The organism is Mesorhizobium sp. P2_D1, assembly GCF_056404455.1.
Window position 1 is genome coordinate 1 of the sequence record NZ_JBFUDZ010000082.1, and the last position, 19,090, is coordinate 19,090.

The 19,090-nt window shown below is 61.6% G+C and carries 24 protein-coding genes and 1 pseudogene; 10 read left to right on the forward strand and 15 right to left on the reverse strand.

The annotated features are described in order from the left end of the window. Positions 1-335 (forward strand): annotated as a pseudogene (locus AC1D0I_RS30670) (hypothetical protein); the annotation flags it as partial. Positions 336-731: 396 nt separating this feature from the next. On the opposite strand, the gene atzF reads toward AC1D0I_RS30670, so the two are convergent. From atzF to AC1D0I_RS30710, 8 genes are read right to left on the reverse strand one after another with little or no spacing between them, the layout of a single operon-like run. Next, positions 732-2,534, reverse strand: a complete 1,803-nt coding sequence (gene atzF / locus AC1D0I_RS30675; protein WP_477399814.1) for an allophanate hydrolase — start codon at positions 2,532-2,534, stop codon at positions 732-734. After that, a complete protein-coding gene (locus AC1D0I_RS30680) occupies positions 2,531-2,881 on the reverse strand; it encodes a cupin domain-containing protein (protein ID WP_477399816.1) in 351 nt (116 codons plus the stop codon). Before AC1D0I_RS30680 ends, atzF begins: the two co-directional genes overlap by 4 nt. Further along, positions 2,874-3,542 carry a cysteine hydrolase family protein gene (locus AC1D0I_RS30685; protein ID WP_352561467.1) on the reverse strand — a complete coding sequence of 223 codons (669 nt, stop codon included), beginning with the start codon at positions 3,540-3,542 and terminating at the stop codon, positions 2,874-2,876. Before AC1D0I_RS30685 ends, AC1D0I_RS30680 begins: the two co-directional genes overlap by 8 nt. After that, positions 3,542-5,071: an ABC transporter ATP-binding protein gene (locus AC1D0I_RS30690; RefSeq protein ID WP_477399818.1), complete on the reverse strand. Its 1,530-nt coding sequence runs from the start codon at positions 5,069-5,071 to the stop codon at positions 3,542-3,544. The genes AC1D0I_RS30685 and AC1D0I_RS30690 overlap by 1 nt, the downstream gene beginning before the upstream one ends. 10 nt (positions 5,072-5,081) lie before the next feature. Continuing rightward, on the reverse strand, positions 5,082-5,783 hold the full coding sequence (gene biuH, locus AC1D0I_RS30695) for a biuret amidohydrolase (protein ID WP_477343106.1): 702 nt from the start codon (positions 5,781-5,783) through the stop codon (positions 5,082-5,084). 14 nt (positions 5,784-5,797) lie between these two features. Then, positions 5,798-6,724, reverse strand: coding sequence for an ABC transporter permease (locus AC1D0I_RS30700; RefSeq protein WP_477226529.1), 927 nt, complete (start codon positions 6,722-6,724; stop codon positions 5,798-5,800). After that, the gene (locus tag AC1D0I_RS30705) at positions 6,724-7,848 is read right to left on the reverse strand and encodes an ABC transporter permease (RefSeq protein ID WP_477226528.1); all 1,125 of its coding nucleotides are present in this window, start codon (positions 7,846-7,848) and stop codon (positions 6,724-6,726) included. Before AC1D0I_RS30705 ends, AC1D0I_RS30700 begins: the two co-directional genes overlap by 1 nt. Before the next feature lie 19 nt (positions 7,849-7,867). Beyond that, entirely contained in the window at positions 7,868-8,995 is a 1,128-nt protein-coding gene (locus AC1D0I_RS30710) for a BMP family ABC transporter substrate-binding protein (RefSeq protein WP_477308036.1), read from the reverse strand. A 323-nt stretch (positions 8,996-9,318) separates the two neighbouring features. Between AC1D0I_RS30710 and AC1D0I_RS30715 the strand changes: the two genes are divergently transcribed. After that, positions 9,319-9,963, forward strand: a complete 645-nt coding sequence (locus AC1D0I_RS30715; protein ID WP_477399830.1) for a GntR family transcriptional regulator — start codon at positions 9,319-9,321, stop codon at positions 9,961-9,963. A gap of 221 nt (positions 9,964-10,184) precedes the next feature. On the opposite strand, the gene AC1D0I_RS30720 is transcribed toward AC1D0I_RS30715, so the two are convergent. The 3 genes from AC1D0I_RS30720 to AC1D0I_RS30730 form a co-directional block, all read right to left on the reverse strand. Next, on the reverse strand, positions 10,185-10,484 hold the full coding sequence (locus AC1D0I_RS30720) for a DUF982 domain-containing protein (protein WP_192259614.1): 300 nt from the start codon (positions 10,482-10,484) through the stop codon (positions 10,185-10,187). A 144-nt stretch (positions 10,485-10,628) separates the two neighbouring features. Next, entirely contained in the window at positions 10,629-11,138 is a 510-nt protein-coding gene (locus tag AC1D0I_RS30725; RefSeq protein ID WP_477226525.1) for an Hsp20/alpha crystallin family protein, read from the reverse strand. Between the two features lie 87 nt (positions 11,139-11,225). Beyond that, positions 11,226-11,693, reverse strand: a complete 468-nt coding sequence (locus AC1D0I_RS30730) for an Hsp20 family protein (protein ID WP_477227071.1) — start codon at positions 11,691-11,693, stop codon at positions 11,226-11,228. A gap of 213 nt (positions 11,694-11,906) precedes the next feature. Between AC1D0I_RS30730 and AC1D0I_RS30735 the strand changes: the two genes are divergently transcribed. Next, the gene (locus AC1D0I_RS30735) at positions 11,907-12,029 is read left to right on the forward strand and encodes a hypothetical protein (RefSeq protein WP_477226524.1); all 123 of its coding nucleotides are present in this window, start codon (positions 11,907-11,909) and stop codon (positions 12,027-12,029) included. Positions 12,030-12,058: 29 nt separating this feature from the next. Here AC1D0I_RS30735 and AC1D0I_RS30740 read toward each other — a convergent pair whose 3' ends face one another. The 3 genes from AC1D0I_RS30740 to AC1D0I_RS30750 all read right to left on the reverse strand — a co-directional run bounded on the left by AC1D0I_RS30740 (position 12,059) and on the right by AC1D0I_RS30750 (position 13,241). Beyond that, positions 12,059-12,373, reverse strand: coding sequence for a DUF982 domain-containing protein (locus AC1D0I_RS30740; RefSeq protein WP_477399820.1), 315 nt, complete (start codon positions 12,371-12,373; stop codon positions 12,059-12,061). 234 nt (positions 12,374-12,607) lie between these two features. Further along, complete coding sequence (locus AC1D0I_RS30745) at positions 12,608-12,871, reverse strand: usg protein (protein WP_477399822.1); 264 nt, start codon at positions 12,869-12,871, stop codon at positions 12,608-12,610. 22 nt (positions 12,872-12,893) lie between these two features. Next, positions 12,894-13,241, reverse strand: coding sequence for a hypothetical protein (locus tag AC1D0I_RS30750; protein ID WP_477399824.1), 348 nt, complete (start codon positions 13,239-13,241; stop codon positions 12,894-12,896). Between the two features lie 326 nt (positions 13,242-13,567). On the opposite strand from AC1D0I_RS30750, the gene groES reads away from it, so the two are divergent. The 5 genes from groES to AC1D0I_RS30775 all read left to right on the forward strand — a co-directional run bounded on the left by groES (position 13,568) and on the right by AC1D0I_RS30775 (position 16,538). Beyond that, the gene (groES, locus tag AC1D0I_RS30755) at positions 13,568-13,882 is read left to right on the forward strand and encodes a co-chaperone GroES (RefSeq protein WP_477226520.1); all 315 of its coding nucleotides are present in this window, start codon (positions 13,568-13,570) and stop codon (positions 13,880-13,882) included. 59 nt (positions 13,883-13,941) lie between these two features. After that, positions 13,942-15,570 (forward strand): chaperonin GroEL, encoded by a 1,629-nt coding sequence (gene groL, locus AC1D0I_RS30760; protein ID WP_477226519.1) that lies wholly within the window; start codon positions 13,942-13,944, stop codon positions 15,568-15,570. 58 nt (positions 15,571-15,628) lie between these two features. After that, positions 15,629-15,859: a hypothetical protein gene (locus tag AC1D0I_RS30765; protein WP_477226518.1), complete on the forward strand. Its 231-nt coding sequence runs from the start codon at positions 15,629-15,631 to the stop codon at positions 15,857-15,859. Between the two features lie 84 nt (positions 15,860-15,943). Next, positions 15,944-16,264, forward strand: a complete 321-nt coding sequence (locus AC1D0I_RS30770; protein ID WP_477226517.1) for a DUF982 domain-containing protein — start codon at positions 15,944-15,946, stop codon at positions 16,262-16,264. A gap of 25 nt (positions 16,265-16,289) precedes the next feature. Next, positions 16,290-16,538 carry a DUF982 domain-containing protein gene (locus AC1D0I_RS30775; RefSeq protein WP_477226516.1) on the forward strand — a complete coding sequence of 83 codons (249 nt, stop codon included), beginning with the start codon at positions 16,290-16,292 and terminating at the stop codon, positions 16,536-16,538. 657 nt (positions 16,539-17,195) lie between these two features. On the opposite strand, the gene AC1D0I_RS30780 is transcribed toward AC1D0I_RS30775, so the two are convergent. Continuing rightward, on the reverse strand, positions 17,196-18,206 hold the full coding sequence (locus AC1D0I_RS30780; protein WP_477226515.1) for an AraC family transcriptional regulator: 1,011 nt from the start codon (positions 18,204-18,206) through the stop codon (positions 17,196-17,198). A gap of 60 nt (positions 18,207-18,266) precedes the next feature. Here AC1D0I_RS30780 and AC1D0I_RS30785 point away from each other — a divergent pair, with 60 nt between their 5' ends. Next, complete coding sequence (locus AC1D0I_RS30785; protein WP_477399826.1) at positions 18,267-18,533, forward strand: aldo/keto reductase; 267 nt, start codon at positions 18,267-18,269, stop codon at positions 18,531-18,533. 322 nt (positions 18,534-18,855) lie between these two features. Continuing rightward, positions 18,856-19,090, forward strand: a 235-nt coding sequence (locus AC1D0I_RS30790; protein WP_477399828.1) for a hypothetical protein, incomplete at its 3' end; no start/stop codon positions are given.

Here is a 19,090-nt window from a genome sequence, read left to right on the forward strand (position 1 = left end):
GTGTCCACATTATCGTCGGCATGGTGATCGGCGGCTTGATCGCGGTAAGCTCGGCGGCGCCATCGGGCGAGCGCGGCCCATTGGCGGACGCGCTGGCGGATCGTGTCAACTTACTGAGCAAGGCCTTTCGCAACATCGTGTTCTCGCAAATCCGGATTTCGGCGTTGAATACGTTTCTAACTTCGATCTATCTCGTCGCTGTTCTGCCGTCCTTCGGCATCGATCTGCCATTCATCAGGACGATGATAGCGCTGACATTCGTCGCCGGCCTTTTGCCGGTCATCGGCAATCTGATCTCCAATACGGTGATCGTGGTTGTCAGCCTCAGCAATTGACGAACCCGCCCAAAATCATTTACTTAAAAACTCACGGACTTACCCGATAAAGCTCTATTCAAACTCGAAGAATTATGCGTAACCTACTGATATTTAATAATTTGGTGGGCCCGGAGGGTCAACATTTTCTACACAAAATCAATATGTTAGCGGATGGTTCGCCAACCCATTTCCTTCGTATTCACTCGTATGGTCAGGCGAACCTAAGGACTAGGAGGAGGACTAGTTTTTCCATGCACGCGGACAAAAGGATCGATGAACCCGTGACAAGCGTAGCTGATTTTGGGCTGCAAGCGGACTGCCAGCTTTCCGGCTTCGCAACGAAGATAATCAGAAGTTCAACCTACCTCGGTCGGGCCTAGCCCCTCTTACCTTCGCAAAGTGCGTTGATGAAGTTCAAACGGGAACGCGATCTGACAAAAAGCGGCGCCAGCCACCGAATGACGAGATGTCAGAAGCGCCTAGCAAGCCCACGGATTCCACCAGAAAGCCTTTGGCGGTGCTGCCGTCATCAAGCTCTATACTGCCAATGCCCAGCGGCGGCGGGATGGCGGCCACAAAGTGGCCGAAAGCGTCGACAGGGAGCCGCCAGATCTCCACCTCGATCGCAGTGCCGCCGTTGCCGACACGGACCAGTCCCGGCTTGGGCGTGGCTTGGCCCGCGAGCTCATAAAGCTTGTATGAAGAGGCCGTCCTCATCGCCCGGCAGAACCGGGCACCAGCCTCCCTAAGCTGGCCATTGAGCGGCATTCCCGAGAGGTGAGCGCCGACCACCACCAATTCGATCGTGCCGTCTTCGGTCGATGCGCCGACAGGCTGCGCGCTCGGCTGCCGCCAGCCAGTCGCGCCGAGGGTGAGCCCGTTCGCGGCATGGAGATCGCGCGCGACGGACGCCACAAGGCCGTCCAGTCCGGCGGCCGCAAGCAATGTCACGCTCATCGGCAGCCCATCGTCGCGCTTGCCTGTCGGCACGGCGATACCGCACATGTCGAGCAGATTGACGAAATTGGTGTAGGTGCCGAGCCGGCTGTTGGTCTCGACCGGATCGGCGAGCACGGCGGCAGTGGTGTAGTGCGTCGGCGCGGTCGGCACACAGAGCAGGTCGACCGAGGCGATGACCGGGGCGAGCTTTGCCTTGTAGGCCTGCAAGGCATAGAGGCCGCGAAAGGCGTCCACCGCCGACAGACCTCTGGCGCCGCCGATGATTTTGCGCGTCACCGGATGCAAGGCGGCTTCGTTGGCTTCCATGAAATCGCGGATTGCGGCATAGCGTTCGGCTACCCAGGCGCCCTCGTAGAGCAGGTTGGCGGTGGCGTAGAAATCGCCGAAGGGAATCTCGACCAGCCGGCAGCCGAGCCGCGACAGCATGGCGAGCGAGGCCTCGAAGCCGGCCTGCATCGCAGCATCGCCGAAGAATTTCAGGTCGGCCTTCGCCGGTACGCCGACGCTCAGCACCGGCGGGCGGGCGGTGAGCGGCTGCACGGCGATGTCGCGCGAATAGGGATCGGCCGCATCGCGCGCGGCTGCGACCGAGAACACCCGATAGGCGTCGTCGACGGTCAGCGCGAACACCGAGACGCAATCGAGCGTTCGGCAGGCCGGCACCACCCCGGCCGTCGACAGCGCACCGACGGTCGGCTTCAGCCCGACGATGTTGTTGAGGCCGGCCGGGATGCGGCCGGAGCCGGCGGTGTCGGTGCCGAGCGCGAAGGAAACGATGCCGCGCGCCGTCGCCACCGCCGACCCCGAGGAGGAGCCACCCGGCACCAGCTCCGCGTCGATGGCGTTGCGCGGGATCGGCCAGGGCGTGCGGACGCCGACAAGGCCGGTGGCAAACTGGTCGAGATTGGTCTTGCCGACGACCAGCGCGCCGGCTGCCCTCAGCCGCGCCACTACGGTGGCGTCACTGTCGGGCCAGTAGGTGTATTCGGCGCAGGCCGCGGTCGTCGGCATGCCGGCGACGTCGATGTTGTCCTTGACGGCGAAGGGGATGCCCCAGAGCGGTTTTCCCAGCGGGTCGAACGAGCCGAGCGCTTCGGCCGCCGCAAGCAGATCCGCCCTCGCGGCGAGATGGATGAAGATGCCCGGATCATCAGCTGTCTCGATGCGGGCATGGATCGTCGCGATCACATCGCCAACGCTGACGCCGTCCCGATAGGCCGCGTGCAGGCTCGCTATGTCGAAGTGGACATCACTCATTTCGTCTCCCCCAGAATGATCACCGGCAGGTCCCACTGGATCAGCACGACGCAGCCGTCCTTCGTCCACACCGAATGCTCGGTCCCGACCGGATTGAGGATCACGCTGCCGGCAGGATAGTCACCGTTCTCGTCGCTCTGGATGCCTTCCAGCACGACGATGGTTTCCAGCCCGGCATGGCGGTGGCGCGGCACGCCGGCGCCGGGCCGGTATTTGAGGATCGCGACCGAGGGTTCGACCGGTCCGCCCTTCAGCAGCCAGTACACCCCGATACCGTCGCGGAAATGCTCGAACGCCAGATCGCGCCAGCCGCCGTCAAGCAGGCCGGCAAACGCGAGATTAGGCATTCGCGATTCCCTCCAGCACCTGGTCGGTCGTTGCCGTCCAGCCGACGATCGCGCCTTGCGCCCTGATCATGGCCAAGGCCGCTGCCTTGAATTCGGGAAAGTAGCTTTCCGTCGCATCTTCGGCGACCAGGCATTCATAGCCACGGTCGTTGGCCTCGCGCATCGTCGTCTGCACGCAAACTTCGGTCGTCACGCCGGCAAAGACCAGTTGGCGGGCGCCGATCCACTTGAGGTCGTTGCCGAGGCTGGTCGCATAGAAGGCGCCCTTGCCGGGCTTCTCGATGACGATCTCGCCGGGCAAGGGCGCAAGCTCGTCGAGGATCGCGGTGCCGGGTTCGCCCGCGATCAGTAGACGTCCCATCGGGCCCATATCGCCGATGCGGATCGACGGATTGCCGCGGTCGCGCTTGGCCGGCGGCAGGTCCGAAAGGTCGGGCCTATGGCACTCCATGGTGTGGATCACCGGCAGGCCGGCAGCGCGAAAGCCTTCGATCAGCCGCTTCACTGTCGGCACGATCGCGGTCACGCGACCGACGTCGTTGCCGAGACTGGCGCCGAAGCCGCCGGGCTCGGCGAAGTCTCGCTGCATGTCGATGACCACCAGCGCCATGGTCTGCGGCTTGAAGGTGAAGGAAAACGGCAGCGCATCGATTTCCGCCATCAGTGATGTCCCGCCATGTGTTCGCCGATGGTCTGCACGCTGGCCTGCGCAATCGGCGTCTCGTAGACCAGCGCGCCGTCCGACATGACGAAGATGCGGTCGGACAGTTCGAGCAGTTCGTCGAGGTCTTCCGACATCAGGAGCACGGCGGCACCCGCATTGCGCGCCTTCATGATGCGGGCGCGGATTTCGGCCACGGCCGAGAAGTCGAGGCCGAAGCATGGGTTGGAGACGATCAGAAGGTCGACTTCGCCGGTCAGTTCCCTCGCGAGCACGGCACGCTGCACATTGCCGCCCGACAGCGAAGCGATTGGCGAGGCAAGCGAGGCGGTCTTGACCTTGAACTGCTCGACCAGCCCGGCGCTGAATGCCTTGATGGCGCCGGCGCTGATCCAGCTTACCGGCTTGCCGTTGCTGTCGATGTCGAAGGTGCGGAAAGAAATGTTCTCGGCCACCGTCATCTTCGGCGCGCAGGCGTTTTTCAGCGGCTCTTCCGGGATGAGGCGGACGTTAAGCGCACGCGCCTCGGCGCGCGTCGCCGCATAGGCGGTACCGCGCACCATGACTTCGCCGGCATCGCGGGGGCGCTGGCCGGCCAGCACTTCGAGGAATTCCTTCTGGCCGTTGCCGGAAATGCCGGCGATGCCGACGATCTCGCCGGAGCGCACGCCGAGATCCTCGATCCGGATCGACTTCAGCCCGGTGCGGTCAGGCGCCTTCAGCGCCTTGACCTTGAGCACGATCTCGGCGTCCGGCTTCGGCTCGGCGCGGCTGTCGAGCGCGGCGATCGGCTGATCGCCGATCATCATCGTCGCCATGGCTTTGCGGTCGAGGTCGACGACGCGGCCGGTGCCGGTCAGCCGACCCTTGCGCAGCACGCTGACGTCGTCGGCGAACGCCGTCACCTCGTGGAATTTGTGCGAGATCATCAGCACGGTCAGGTCGCCGGCTTTTGTCATGTCGCGCACAAGGCCCAGCACTTCCTGCGCCTCGCCGGGGGTGAGCACGGAGGTCGGCTCGTCCAGCACCAGGAAGGAGCGGCCAAGATAAAGCTGCTTGATGATCTCCAGCTTCTGCTTCTCGCCGGCCGCCAGTTCGGCCACCTTGACGTCGAGCGGCAGCTTGAACGGCATGCGATCCATGAACACGGCAAGGTCGCCGCGCTCCTTGCGCCAATCGATCACGCCGGGAACCTTCTCACGCGAAATGACCAGGTTTTCGGCGCCGGTCAGCGACGGGACAAGCGTAAAATGCTGGTAGACCATGCCGAGGCCGAGCGCCGATGCGTCCCTGGGGCTGGCGATCGCAACCTCGCGGCCGTCGACCAGAATGTCGCCGGCGGTCGGGTGATAGAAACCCATCATGCATTTGACCAGCGTCGACTTGCCGGCGCCGTTTTCGCCGAGCAGTGCGTGGAAAGAGCCCGCCGGCACCTTGATCGAGACGTCGCCCAGCGCCGTGAAGGCGCCGAAGCGCATGGTCATGCCGATGGTCTCGACGCCGACGGCCTTGCCGGTGATCGCGCTCATCCTGGTTTCCTCACGGCAGTTGGGCAACGAAGGACACCGCGTTCGACACCGCGCCAAAGACGCCGCCCTGCATCTTGATCATCTTGATCGCGGCGAGATGATTGCCGTAGTCGGTCGCCCCGCAGCAATCCTCCAGCATCACGCATTCGAAGCCGCGGTCGTTGGCCTCGCGCATGGTGGTGTGGACGCAGACATCGGTGGTGATGCCGGTAAGCACGATGTTTTCGATGCCGCGCTGGTTGAGGATCAGTTCCAGGTCGGTGGCGCAGAACGAGCCCTTGCCCGGCTTGTCGATGATCGGCTCGCCCTCGATCGGGTAAAGGTCGGGAATGATGTCCCAACCCGGCTCGCCGCGCACCAGGATGCGCCCGCAGGGGCCGGGGTCGCCAATGCCGGCATTGATGCGGCGCGAACGCCAGCGCTTGTTGGCGGGCAGGTCGGCGAGGTCGGGCCGGTGGCCCTCGCGGGTGTGGATGATGGTATAGCCTTTCGCGCGCATGGCCGACAGCACCGACTTGATCGGCTCTATCGGCGCGCGCACCAGCGAGAGGTCGTAGCCCATATGGTCGACATAGCCGCCCGGTCCGCAGAAATCGGTCTGCATGTCGATGATGATCAACGCCGTGTTGTCGGGGCGAAGTTCGCCATTGTAGGGCCATGGATAGGGGTCGGCGTCGATATAGCGCTGGGTGATTTCGGCTCTGGCGTTCATGGCAAAAACTCCAGTTATTTGGTGATCGACAATTCACCCGGAGCGCCGGCAAGCGAACGGGTCGGCGACGAGGTGGCGATCATGATGATCAAGGTGAGGATGTAGGGGGCGGCGTAGAACAGGTAGTAGCCTTGCGTGACGCCGACCGACTGCAGCGCCGGTCCGAGCGCTCCGGCGCCGCCGAACAGAAGGGCGGCGGCAAAGCAGCCGAGCGGATTCCAGCGCGCGAAAATGACCAGTGCCACCGCCATCAGTCCCTGGCCAGACGAGATGCGCTCGGTCCAGCTGCCGGGATAGTAGAGCGACAGATAGGCGCCGCCGATACCGGCCAGCGCACCGCCGACACCGGTGGCGACGAGGCGCACCGTGTTCGGGTTGAGGCCCATGGCGCGCGCGGCGTCGGAACTGTCGCCGACGACGCGCACGATGAGGCCGGCGCGAGTGTTGCGGAAGGCCCACCACAGGACGAGCGAAAGTGCCGCCCCGATCAGGAACAGGACGTTGACGTCGAGCGCCGCCTGCACCTGCGGAATGTCGGACCAGGCGCCGAACGGAATGGCCGGAAGGTTGGGCGCCTTCGGCTTGATGAACGGCTTGCCGAAGAAGAAGGCGAGCCCCGAGCCGAACAGCATCAGCGCGATGCCGATGGCGATGTCGTTGACCTTCGCGAATTTGCAGATCCAGCCATGGAACAGGCCGAAGCAAAGGCCAGCGGCCGCGGCGGCCAGCAGGCCGAGCCACGGCGAGCCGGTCATCACCGCGACCGCATATGCGGTCATGGCGCCGAAGACGAGCGTGCCTTCTAGGCCAAGATTGATGCGGCCGGAACGCTCGGTGATGGCCTCGCCGAGCGAAACGAAGATAAAGGGCGTCGACACGCGGATGGCGCCGCCGAGGATGGCGAGCGGCACGCCCCAGAGGCCGATCTCGGTTGCGTCCATCAGGCAGCCCTCTGCCACAAATCGGGATTGAAGGCCTTGAAGCGGCCGTACAAGGTTTCGCTGAACAGGATGACGATGAACAGCATGCCTTGCAGCACCAGCACGGTGGCGTCGGGCAGGTCCATGCGGCGCTGGATCAGCCCGCCGGACGCGTCGATGCCGCCAAGCAGTATGGCGACCGGGATGATGGCCAGCGGGTTGTGGCGAGCAAGGAAGGCGACGAGGATGCCGGTGTAGCCATAGCCAGCGGCGAGCGAGCCGTTGGCGCTGCCTTGCACGGCCGCGACTTCCAGCATGCCGGCAAGACCGGCAAAGCCGCCGGCAAGCGCGGTAAAGCCGACGATGAGCGGTCCGACGGCCAGCCCCTGCACCTGCGCTGCCCTGACATTACCGCCGGCGATACGGGCGGCGAAGCCCCAGCGGGTCTTTTCGATCAGCACCCAGGAGAGCACGCAGGCGACGACGCCGACGGCAAGCCCCCAATGCACCTCCATGCCCGGAATGTTGCCGATGCGGTAGATGTCAGCGAGAGGCTGGGTCGAGGGCTTATTGAGCGAGGCCGGGTCGCGCAGCGGCCCTTCCACCAGCTGGTTCATCAGGGCGATGGCGATGTAGGCCATCAGCAGGCTGGAGATGGTTTCGTTGACGGCCCGGTAGTGGCGGAGCGCGCCGACGGCACCTATCCAGATGCCGCCGGCGGCCATGCCCGCCACGCCCATGGCAAGAATGACGATTGATGATGGCGCGCCGCCCAGCGCCACGCCGATGGCAGCCGCGGCGACGCCGCCGAGAACGATGGCGCCCTCGCCGCCGATGACGACGAGGCCGAGCCGCGCCGGCAGCGCCACGCAGAGCGCCGCGAGCAGCAGGGGCGCCCCCCGCGACAGCGAGTTCTGGATCGAGAACCACGAGCCGAAGCCGCCGCGCCACATGGTTTCATAGAGCTGGACCGGCGACTTGCCGACCAGCGCAATGAACAGGCTGAACAGGACCATGCCGACGACCAGCGCCGCGAGCGGAATGACAAAAGCTTCCGCCCGCCTGGCGATCCATTCGAGCGCCGCCGGATAACCCCTGGCACCGAACGTAGCCGGCGTGCCGGCACCTGCCACCGTGTCTGTCATGTTGCCGCCTCCGTCCGGTTCAGGCGGTCGAGCCGACGACGCCCTCGACGAGATAGTCCATGCTTTCGAGCTCGATGGCGGTCTCGGCGAAGGCCTGGCCTTCCGTCGCCACGACGGCGCCCTTGTTGCTCTTCAGCGGGCCCTTGATGACGGAGAACCCGCCCTTCATCATTTCGGCCAGGGTGGCGTCGAATTGCTTGCGGGCCGGCTCGCCGACGGCGGGACCGAGCGGGCTCATCTTGACGAAGCCGTCGGCCAGTCCGCCGCGGGTGAAATTGGGAAGCGGCGTGCCGGCGATGAGGTCGTCGACGAACATCTTGTAGACCTTGGCCCAGTTCCACTCGGCGCCGGTGAGGTATTTTTCCGGCGCCAGCGGGCTCTGGTTGGCGTGATAGCCGCAGACGAAGGCGCCGCGGCCGGCGGCCGTCTCGACCACCACTTTCGGGCTGTCGACATGGCAGGTGATGACGTCGGCGCCCTGGTCGACCAGGGCGTTGGTGGCTTCCGCCTCCTTGACCGCCAGCGACCACTCGCCGGTGAAGATCACCTGGCAGGTGATCGTCGGGTCGACCGAGCGCGCGCCGAGCAGGAAGGAGTTGATATTGAGTAGCACCTGCGGGATCGGCTTGGCGGCGACGAAGCCGAGCTTTTTGCTCTTCGAGGTGTGACCGGCGACGACGCCGTTGAGATACTGGCCCATGCCGATATAGCCGAAATAGGAACCGGCATTCATCGGATGCTTGTCCTTGTTCCACATGCCGCCGCAATGGCGGAACTGCACGTCGGGGAATTTCGCGCACATGGCCAGCATGTGCGGATCGAAATAGCCGAAGGAGGTCGGGAAGATCAGCGAGGCGCCATCGAGATTGATCATCGATTCCATCGTCTTCTGGACGTCGACCGTCTCGGGAACGTTTTCCTCCTCGACGACGGAGATGCCTTCGATGCCCTTCAGCGACGCCGCCCCCTCGGCATGCGCCTGGTTGTAGCCGTAGTCATCCTTCGGGCCGACATAGATGAAGCCGACTGTGGCGGCGGCGGCGAAGGCACGGCTGATCGGTAAGGATGCCGAGGCCAGGCCGAGCGCGGCTCCCGCGGCGGAGGTCTTGAGCAGTTGGCGGCGGTTAAGCATGAATCTGTCGGTCATAGTGAATGCTCCCCTTTGGGACCCTTTTTCCGGGTCGGTTAACATGCCGTCCAGAAAGTGCATGCAATCACCGTGCCAGTTTTCGAATTGAAATTTATCCAATAAAATCAGTTATGGTATCGAAGGCTCGTGCTCACAGCAGAGGCAATTGCATGCACTTTTTGCCTTGAAAATAGCCAGTTTGACAGGCAGATTAAAATAGAGGCATAGAGGGCATATCGAGTCGAAGGACCAACGGGTCGGCCGACTCCACGAGAAGACGGGACGGAGGAAACTTGTCGGGGAAGCGCAGCTTGATCAGGTCGGGCACGACTGTTGATCAGATGGTGCGGGCGATCGGCGACCGGATCGTCACCGGCTACCTGCGCCCCGGCGAAAAGCTGGACGAGGCCTCGCTCGCCGCCCGCTTCGACGTATCACGCACTCCGGTCAGGGAGGCGCTTGGCCAGCTCAGCGCCATGGGCCTGGTCGAGAGGCGACCCAACAGGGGCGCTATTGTCGCCGTCGTGACGCAGGAGCATCTCGCCTCGATGTTCGAGAGCATGGCCGAACTCGAGGCGATCTGCGCGCGCTTCTCGGCCGAGCGCATGACCAGCAGCGAGCGCCGCGGGCTCGAGATCGAGCACCAGGCTTCAGCGCGGATGGTTCAGCTGGGCGCCGAGGTGGACTACGAGTATTTCAACACCGAGTTCCACACCCGGCTTTATCGTGGCGCCCACAATACGCATATCCACGATCTCACTGTGATGACCCGCAGCCGGTTGGCACCCTTCCGCCGCGCGCAGTTCATGCTGCCCGGACGGCTGGCCAAATCCTGGCAGGAACACGACCTAATTGTCACCGCAATCATGCGCGGAGACAGCGTGGCTGCGGGCAAGGCCGCCAGGGACCATGTCTCTATCGTCAGCGAGGCGAGCGCGGTGTTCGCGACTGATGATCGCAAGCCAATTCGGCGGGACGTAGCCTGAAAATTTCCGGACAGCCCGAATGCCCGCAGACGATGTCTGCTTCCAGGCGGCGCAAAGTTTCGCGCCAACGGCCGAGATGAAGCGCAGAGCAGCCATTCGGTATAAGGTGACCCTATTGGCGGATGGCTGAACCAGCTTCTTGTCGACCTTGGCTAACCGCCCCGTAACCTATTGGCGGATAACTATTATTTTAGTCGCGGGGAGAAACCCTGAACTGAAAATCAGGGACTGCGCCCAGAAACGGACAGCTTTTGATCAGCCCCGGCCAGTGGCGCAAAATCGGATTTGGCCAGCACCCCAGCTATCCTGGCAAAGCCGACAAATGCCTGCCGCGCCTGATCGGTTGTCATCTGACCAGCAATCGCGGCGTTGCAGCTTCTCACTGCGCAGCTGTATACCGGTCCCCGACGGGCCCTTGGCCATTGATTCAAGAATACCAGCGCCTCCCGCACCGAGTTGATGTCGTGTATCACGTCACTGGTCTTAACCTGCACGGGGGCAAGGAAAGCCAGACTGGTCATTTGTTACCTCCCTGGGATTGCAAGGGTTGATTCAGCATCACATGACGCGGCTCTTTCGTTTGAGGCTGTCGGACGCCATTTGACCATCCTCGCTATCTGCGGAGGCCAGGGGCTCGACGAGCCCCGGCCTTTCCTTCGCGAACCTCATTTGCTGCCCTTGATTGCAATGCGTTTGGCGTTTGCCTGCGCCTTTTTGGTCTTCGGCAGCGTCACCGTGAGCACACCGTTCTTGAACGTGGCCGCCACCTTGTCGTCTTCAACCTCACGGCCGAGACTGAAGCGCCGCTCAAAACGCCCATAATAGCGTTCGCTGAACTGACGGTCCTTGTCCTCGCTCTCTGCTTTCTTCTCGCCGCGAAGCGTCAGAACACCATCATCCAGCATGACCTCGACGTCGTTTTCATCGAGGCCCGGGATTTCGGCCGTCACCCGGATTTCCTTATCGGTTTCCGAGAACTCCACGCTTGGCCAAGTGCCATTGAGAGGAGGCACGCGGCCAAGAATCGAAGGCGTGTCAAAACCGCGGAACACCTCGTCGAATAGCCGGTTGACATTACGGTGCAACGACAGGAACGGATCCATGTCGTCACTGCGATAAATGCTCGGTGCCTGGCTGCCGCCACGGCTCCAGGGAATCAAGTCACGTACGCTCATTTGTCCTTCTCCTTTCCGTTTTATGGGTCGCACCCGGACCCCATCCACGACAGGACGGGATGTCTGCTGCAGGCCGACCGCCAAAGATCAGGCCGCCGCGCTTTCAATGCCCTTGGAGGCCGCATTCTTGCCGGTATCGACATTAATCGCGATGCGGCGCGGCTTCATCTCCTCGGGAATTTCCTTCTTGAGGTCGATGATCAGCAGACCGTTTTCGAGCTTTGCCCCGACAATGGTCACATGATCGGCGAGTTCGAAGCGGCGCGCGAACGACCTCAGCGCCAGGCCATGATGGAGGTACTGAACCCCGTCGTTCTCTGTCTTGGCGCCCTCGATCATGAGCATATTTGGCTCGTGCGTGATCGCAAGCTCGTCTTCACCGAAACCGGCGACCGCGAGGACAATGCGGTATGTGTCTTCGCCGAGCTTGGCGATATCGTAAGGCGGCCAGTTATCCGCGTTCTGCGGGGGGCTGGCATTTTCGAGCAAGTTGAAGATGCGGTCAAAGCCGATGCTCGACCGATAGAAGGGGGAAAAGTCCAGGTTCGTTCTCATAGCTACATCCTCCTTGGAGCAACATAGTACGAGGGAACGCCAAGAAGCCTGGCGCTCCCTGACACATCGGCCCCTTGCGCGGCGACCAACAAAGATGAGTTGGGAATCGATTTCGGCCGTGTCAAGAGCAACCGCTAAAGCAGTTTCGCTACCGCCTTCGGATGGCCAGCGAATGCCCATCTACTTCGCAGGTATTTCGAACGGAGGAAAAGGATGACTATGACACGCCATGAGGCGCTGAGGAGCCAGGGACGACCATTGCCGGGGACACGGGTGGCAGCGCTAATTGACCTGATCGAGCCCGACGACGAAGGCGACCTGGCATATCCGCTTTGATGCTGCGGCGGTAGATTGCCGCAGCAGTACTAGCCCTGACTATCTAAAAGATGGTCTATTTTGCTGATCTTCGGCCCTGTCATCCACTGCGGCGCTGCGGGCAGATCCTCGATGACGGCGACCCTGCGTGCCCAGGTCGTAAAGGCCCTGTTCGCCGCCTCGACAGACTTCCGGCCATCGTACGCGGAGTAGCATGCATCCGACGCCGCAGCGTGGAGGAGGCCGCGCCTTTCAACCGGCCATTCTTCCAGAAACTCTATCGCATCCATGACACAGCAGATCTTTTGGACAACACGGCCCTCATCTCTTACGAAAACCGGTTGTTTGAACGTCGCGCTTTCCATAGTGACCTCCCTTCAAACCTTGGGGCAACTGAATCTTGCCTCCCCGTGCGCGGCTCCCGGCAAACGATGTCGGCTACTTGGCGATCGCCACGGAAAACGGCGGAAACCGGATTTTCAAAGAGCATCGTTTCCATACGATCCTTCGGCTCCTGCTAACCCGACATCCGGCAAGCCGCGCTGGACACATAAAAAGATTGGAAACGCCAGTTTCCAGTTCAAGGGGAGCGGACCCGGCTATTGAATTGTGAAGATGCCGTCTACGGCCTGCCATTCGGAAGGCCGGATAAGGCGGTGATGGGCGACTCGCACGGAATGCAGCGCGCCTTCGAGTTCGCGCTCCCAGTAATCCAGAAACCCCTTGAGGGTCGGGAATTCCGGTGCCAGGTCGTATTCCTGCCAAAGCTGCAAAAGGCTCGGATGATCGGGAAGGCGGTAGTGAATTTCCGCAGTTGTGAGACCGTAGCCCTCCATCTGCAGCCGGAATTCCCTGCTGACCATGCGTCTCTCCTATCGCGCGCGTTCAGRCATCAAGTCTTTGCGGGGGTTCTCGGGTCCGCCGTTCCTCGAGGTCACAGCCTACCTCGGCGCGACTATCGTCCAGTCGGCGAAGTGCCTCCATGATGGCGTCAAACGTCACCGGGCTCGCAGCACCCGGTGGCTTTCGCAGCGCAGGCATAGATTCGACGGCGCAAGCATCCGATGCCCATGAGGCAAGAATGGCGCGCTTTTCCTGAATGTCGAGCGTGCGGTCGCCCACCACCTCATCGGGGTGACTAAAGTGCAGCGCCGGGAACAGCAGGCGGTCAAGCGAAGGATCAGAGGTTTCAGGGGCGATCGAGGGGATGTTTCTCGACGAGGTTCGTTCCATCGACAGTCTCCGTTTCCTAACAATCTCCTTGGCATCGTTGTCTTCTTGGGACTCCAATCGCACAAAATTTCGTGGAGTTCGGATCGAATTTCAAGACCCGAAAGTCGCGCGCCCCTAGCGAAAATAGCTTCATGAATTCATGTCCCTAGCACTCTTGAATACAGAGTGCCAAAATTTTTCCAGCGACCCCTTGAAACCCGAAAATTCCAAAACTAGCTCGATATACGCGCGATGCCTGAAAGGGTCGCGGCGCCCCACACCGGCCCGATATTGCCGGTTCGGTGTGGAGGAACCTAAAAAATCTGTTTGTCCTGAAGGAGAACGATATGACGTTCCGTCCATTGCATGACCGTATCCTGGTCCGCCGCATCGAAGCCGAGGAGAAGACGGCTGGCGGCATCATCATCCCCGACACCGCCAAGGAGAAGCCGCAGGAGGGCGAGGTGATTGCCGTCGGCCCAGGCGCCCGCGACGAGAGTGGCAAACTCACGCCGCTCGACGTCAAGATCGGCGACCGCATCCTGTTCGGCAAGTGGTCCGGCACGGAGATCAAGCTCAGCGGCGAAGATCTGCTCATCCTGAAGGAAAGCGACGTGATGGGCGTGATCGAGCAGACCGCGACGGTCAAGAAAGCCGCCTGATCGAACTCTGGTCCAATCGCAATCCAGTCAATGAAGCTGCCTACTGAAGGAATGATCCAATGGCTGCCAAGGAAGTGAAATTCCATTCCGACGCCCGCGAGCGCATGCTGCGCGGTGTCAACATCCTCGCCGACGCGGTGAAGGTCACGCTCGGCCCCAAGGGCCGCAACGTGGTCATCGACAAGTCGTTCGGAGCGCCGCGCATCACCAAGGACGGCGTCACCGTCGCCAAGGAAATCGAGCTCGAGGACAAGTTCGAGAACATGGGCGCGCAGATGGTGCGCGAGGTCGCCTCGAAGACCAGCGACCTTGCCGGCGACGGCACCACGACCGCGACCGTGCTTGCACAGGCGATCGTCAAGGAAGGCGCGAAGGCAGTAGCCTCGGGGATGAACCCGATGGACCTGAAGCGCGGCATCGACAAGGCCGTCGATGCGATTGTCCAGGAGTTGAAGACCAACGCCCGCAAGGTGACCAAAAATGACGAGATCGCCCAGGTTGGCACCATCTCGGCCAATGGCGACGCCGAGATCGGCCGCTTCCTTGCGGAAGCGATGCAGAAGGTCGGCAATGAGGGCGTCATCACCGTCGAGGAAGCCAAGACCGCCGAGACCGAGCTGGAAGTCGTCGAGGGCATGCAGTTCGACCGCGGCTACCTCAGCCCCTACTTCATCACCAACCAGGATAAGATGCGCGTCGAGCTCGAAGAGCCCTATGTGCTGATCCACGAGAAGAAGCTGTCCAATCTGCAGGCGCTGCTTCCGGTGCTGGAAGCTGTCGTGCAGTCGTCCAAACCGCTGCTGATCATCGCTGAGGATGTCGAGGGCGAAGCGTTGGCGACGCTGGTCGTCAACAAGCTGCGCGGTGGCCTCAAAGTCGCCGCCGTCAAGGCGCCGGGCTTCGGCGACCGCCGCAAGGCAATGCTGGAGGATATTGCCATCCTCACCGGCGGCACCGCGATCTCGGAAGATCTCGGCATCAAGCTAGAGAATGTCACGCTCAACATGCTGGGCCGCGCCAAGAAAGTGGTGATCGAGAAGGAGAACACCACCATCGTCGATGGCGCCGGCTCGAAGAGCGAGATTCAGGGCCGCGTCAGTCAGATCAAGGCGCAGATCGAGGAGACTACCTCCGACTACGACAGGGAAAAGCTGCAGGAGCGGCTGGCCAAGCTCGCAGGCGGTGTCGCCGTCATCCGCGTCGGCGGCTCGACCGAGGTCGAAGTCAAGGAGCGCAAGGACCGTGTCGACGATGCCATGCATGCGACGCGCGCTGCGGTCGAGGAAGGCGTGTTGCCAGGTGGCGGCGTGGCGCTTCTGCGTGCGGCCAAGGCACTGGACAGCGTGCAGGCCGAAAATGAAGACCAGAAGCACGGTATCGAGATCGTGCGCCGCGCGATCGAAGCGCCTGTGCGCCAGATCGCCGAGAACGCCGGCGCGGAAGGCTCGATCATCGTCGGCAAGCTACGCGAGAAGCCGGAATTCGGCTGGGGCTGGAACGCCCAGACCAACGCGTTCGGCGACCTCTACAACGAGGGCGTCATCGATCCGGTAAAGGTGGTGCGCACCGCGCTCCAGGATGCGGCATCGGTTGCCGGCCTGCTGGTAACGACGGAAGCGATGGTTGCCGAGAAGCCGAAGAAGGAATCCGCCGTTCCGGCAATGCCGGCTGGTGGCATGGACTTCTGATGGTAACGGCTGTGTCCGCGCCCGGCGGGCGCGGACACAGCGACAAATGGGTAGAGCCATGAACGTGATGAACTTGAACGTAATCCCCCCGCCGTCGCGTGCGGCCACCGATCTGAACTACGAAGCGGACCTGAAGGTTGCGCTTGACCCGATACTGGTCGAGTTGCTCGACAGAGCGGAGGCCGCGGGTTGGGATCGGCGCAAAGCAGCATACACGGTGATGTTTCTGGCCGCGCGCAATCTTACCGACGGCAAAGGCTCTCCTGGAAACGGGAGTTCGGCAGGCTAAGGCGCGACGCACGCAACCTATCGCGCACGCGCCGTGGGAAAGGCTTCCGATCGAATGAGCTAACCATGTGAAACGGAGGAAAACATGGAACACAATCAATTTCAGCATCCCGTGAGGGTGTTCGTGGGTCTTGGGTTTCCGACCGACATTCAAAGCGTAAAAGACGCCTTCGTCCTGCTGGATGAATGGCCGCCATCGAAGCGGAACGCTGCTCATGGCATCGCTCTCAATGCTTGCAGGGCAGCCCTCGCCGGCGAGGTGGATGCCGAAACCGCTCGCAGCACTTTTGTTGCCTTCGCCCGTCGCATGGATTTGCTTGTGCCGGCCGCAGGAGACATCGTTGCGGCCAAGGCAGTTGGCACCTTCGGATTCGCTTCAGGAGGCCACTACGACAAATCGATGTAATCGATCTGTCGGAACGGAGAAAACCATGAGGGATGTTCGATTTCCCGAACCAGTGAGACTGCACGTGAAGCCCGCAAGGGAGCGCATCGTCGCCAGTTCCTGGGAAGCGCTCGAGTGCCTTCACGGCCAATGGCCAATAGGGGCTAGAGGTCCAAGCTATCGAGCAGCCTGCCGCGCTTGTCGCGATTCTTTAGACGGTTGGCGGCCTCCTCAAAAAGCAAGAAGGGCATTTTTGAAAGCAGCCCGTCATGCAGGTTTGGTCCAGGCCTCATAGTGAACTCAGCGCCGAGGCAAGTCTTGCTTTGCAAACGACGCAATCTGAACGATTGCACGCCTTCGTCGGACCGGCAAGGAGCGGATATGAGCCGGCGGCCGAAGTTCTGTGCCCAGCCATCAAGGCTGATTGTTGCAACTGAGTGTTCAGAGCTTCCGGCAGCAAAAAGCAATGAACTTTCTGTCCATCAAGGCGCTAGGTGCATTCCAAGGAGACATGTCGATGAACACCGCGACTCGGCCGGTAATCTCCGAATTGCTTCGCCGACGGTCATCTCCCTGAACGAGAAAAGGCCGAGGACGCGCAGCGACCAGGGGAAGAAAACGCAGCGACGTCGTTGCGGGAAGACGATCGAGACTGAGTGTAGCGAAGGCGATCTTCGGTCAGACCCAAACCATTCGAGGACGCGATGGGCGTGGCTTGGAAAGAGTACGCGGAAGGAATGCCACAGTGGCTGAGATCAGTCACGACCATTGTCGCTTGCGCCGCTGCGCTTCTCTATTTCGGTCAAAGACGCTTCGTGACGCGCCAAGGCGGTGTTGGTCCTACTCCAACCGGTGAACAAGGGACGTCCGATTTCCCTAATCTTTGGGCTGAATCGTCATCGCGTTCGGGCGGCTCCGAAGGCGACCAATTGATTGCTGAGGGCAGCGGCTCCTATTCGGCTTCGATTACGCTGCGGTCCACCTTGCGGCGACGCTCGGAATAGGTCTGCATCGCCTCCTTCCGGTATCGGCCTGGTGAGACTCCGGTTGAGCGACTGAATGCATTGCTGAAGGCACTTTCGGACCCATATCCGAGAGAACAGGCAATATCGGCGACGGAATGGTCCGTCTCGCTCAATTCCCGTTCGGCCAAGCGCATCCGCCAGTTGAGTACATAGGTCAGAGGCGGGACACCAACGACATCACGAAAGCGTACCGCGAACGATGTGCGCGACATTCCCGACATCTTCGCCAGTCCCTCCAGATTCCACGCATGTGATGGTTTAGCGTGGATTCCTCGTAGCGCGATCGAGATGCGTCTGTCGTCAAGCGCGGTAAGCCAACCAGATCGATCCGACTTGGTCGATTCGATGTGAAGCCGAAGAGCTTCGACGAACAGCAACTTTGCCAAATGGGTGATCGCTGTTGTGGAACCGGCGCGCTTGCGCTGCGTCTCCTCGGCCAACTCGGTAAGGAGCCAGCGCAGCTTCGCAGCTTCTCCTCTCTGACCATTGACGTGAACCACGGGAGGGAGACTTTCTCGCAAAAAGCCGCAGCGCTGCTCGTCGACCTCCAGTAACCCTCCGATCATCGTGAATTCGGAGCCTTCCCCGACGCGCAGGTTACCTTCTGTATCTCGCTCAAGCGGTGTGGAGGATGCGTTCGGCAGCCACTCCACAGCACTGGCCAGGATGACTGCTGGCGCTCTATTCGTGATTACGACGTCACCCGCCTCGAATAACGCCGAGGCTGCTGAGTCGGCTTCGGTCGACAGCCAGCACGTTCCTCTCACGACGGCGAGAAACTTTACCGCGTCCGAGCGCATGAACTTTCGCGCCCAGTCACCCCCAGCAACAAGCGTGCCGGTGAGAACGCAGCGAGCATCGGCGAGATCGAGGACGTCAGAGAGCGGGTCTGTGCGCATAGTTGTACCATCTCGCATAAACATCGCACGATCAAGCATTCATCATTCAGAAATGGTGACATACCAAGACACGGCGCTCGCGATCAAAAGGAGTCCCACATGCCTCTGGACCATTTCATCACGCTTGGCCGCTCAGGCTTGCGTGTAAGCCCGCTGTGTCTTGGCACCATGACATTCGGCGAAGACTTCGGTTGGGGTGCGAGCGAGGAGGACTCGCATGCGATGCTGTCCGCGTATCTCGATCACGGCGGCAACTTCGTCGACACAGCGAACATCTACACTGGCGGACACTCCGAGAGGATCATCGGCGACTATCTGCCGGTCCGGATGATCGATGACGACAGCGAGACTGACGGGAGCGCGTAGACCGGGCTTCGGAGATTGTCCACGTGTACCGTGGCGCGAATCCGGCTAAAGTTGGCATTTGCGTTTAGATGCGTCGGGTCCGCTGCCGACAGCGGACTCAAACTAGGGCCGAGAGGGGCAAGGCCCTTTATGATCCCTATGCGGGGACCAGAGCTACAAACGTTCCGTCGGCTGATAGATATATCCCAAACTCCGCTCCACGCCCGATTTGACTCGCTAATCCGTGACTAAAGCTTACTGAAGGACGTCGCTGGCCAATTTGAACGGGCGCCTGGCGCTTGGAAGAGTCGATCACGCTTTCGCCCCCACGAGGGATAAAGCGATGTCATTCGACGATCATCTCGATTCGGTGCAACTTGCAATGCTGACAAAGGTTCTCAACGACTATTGCACAGAGGCAGGAATTCCAGAAGGCCATCCGGCATGGGAACACTTCGGCCGGCGCCTCAAGAGCCTATTCCAGTCCGGGATACATGATCCCGATGAACTGGTGTCCAAAATGAACACTGGCTACGAGGATTGGCTAGGCGAGATCGGCGCTACGGGTCCTTTCATAC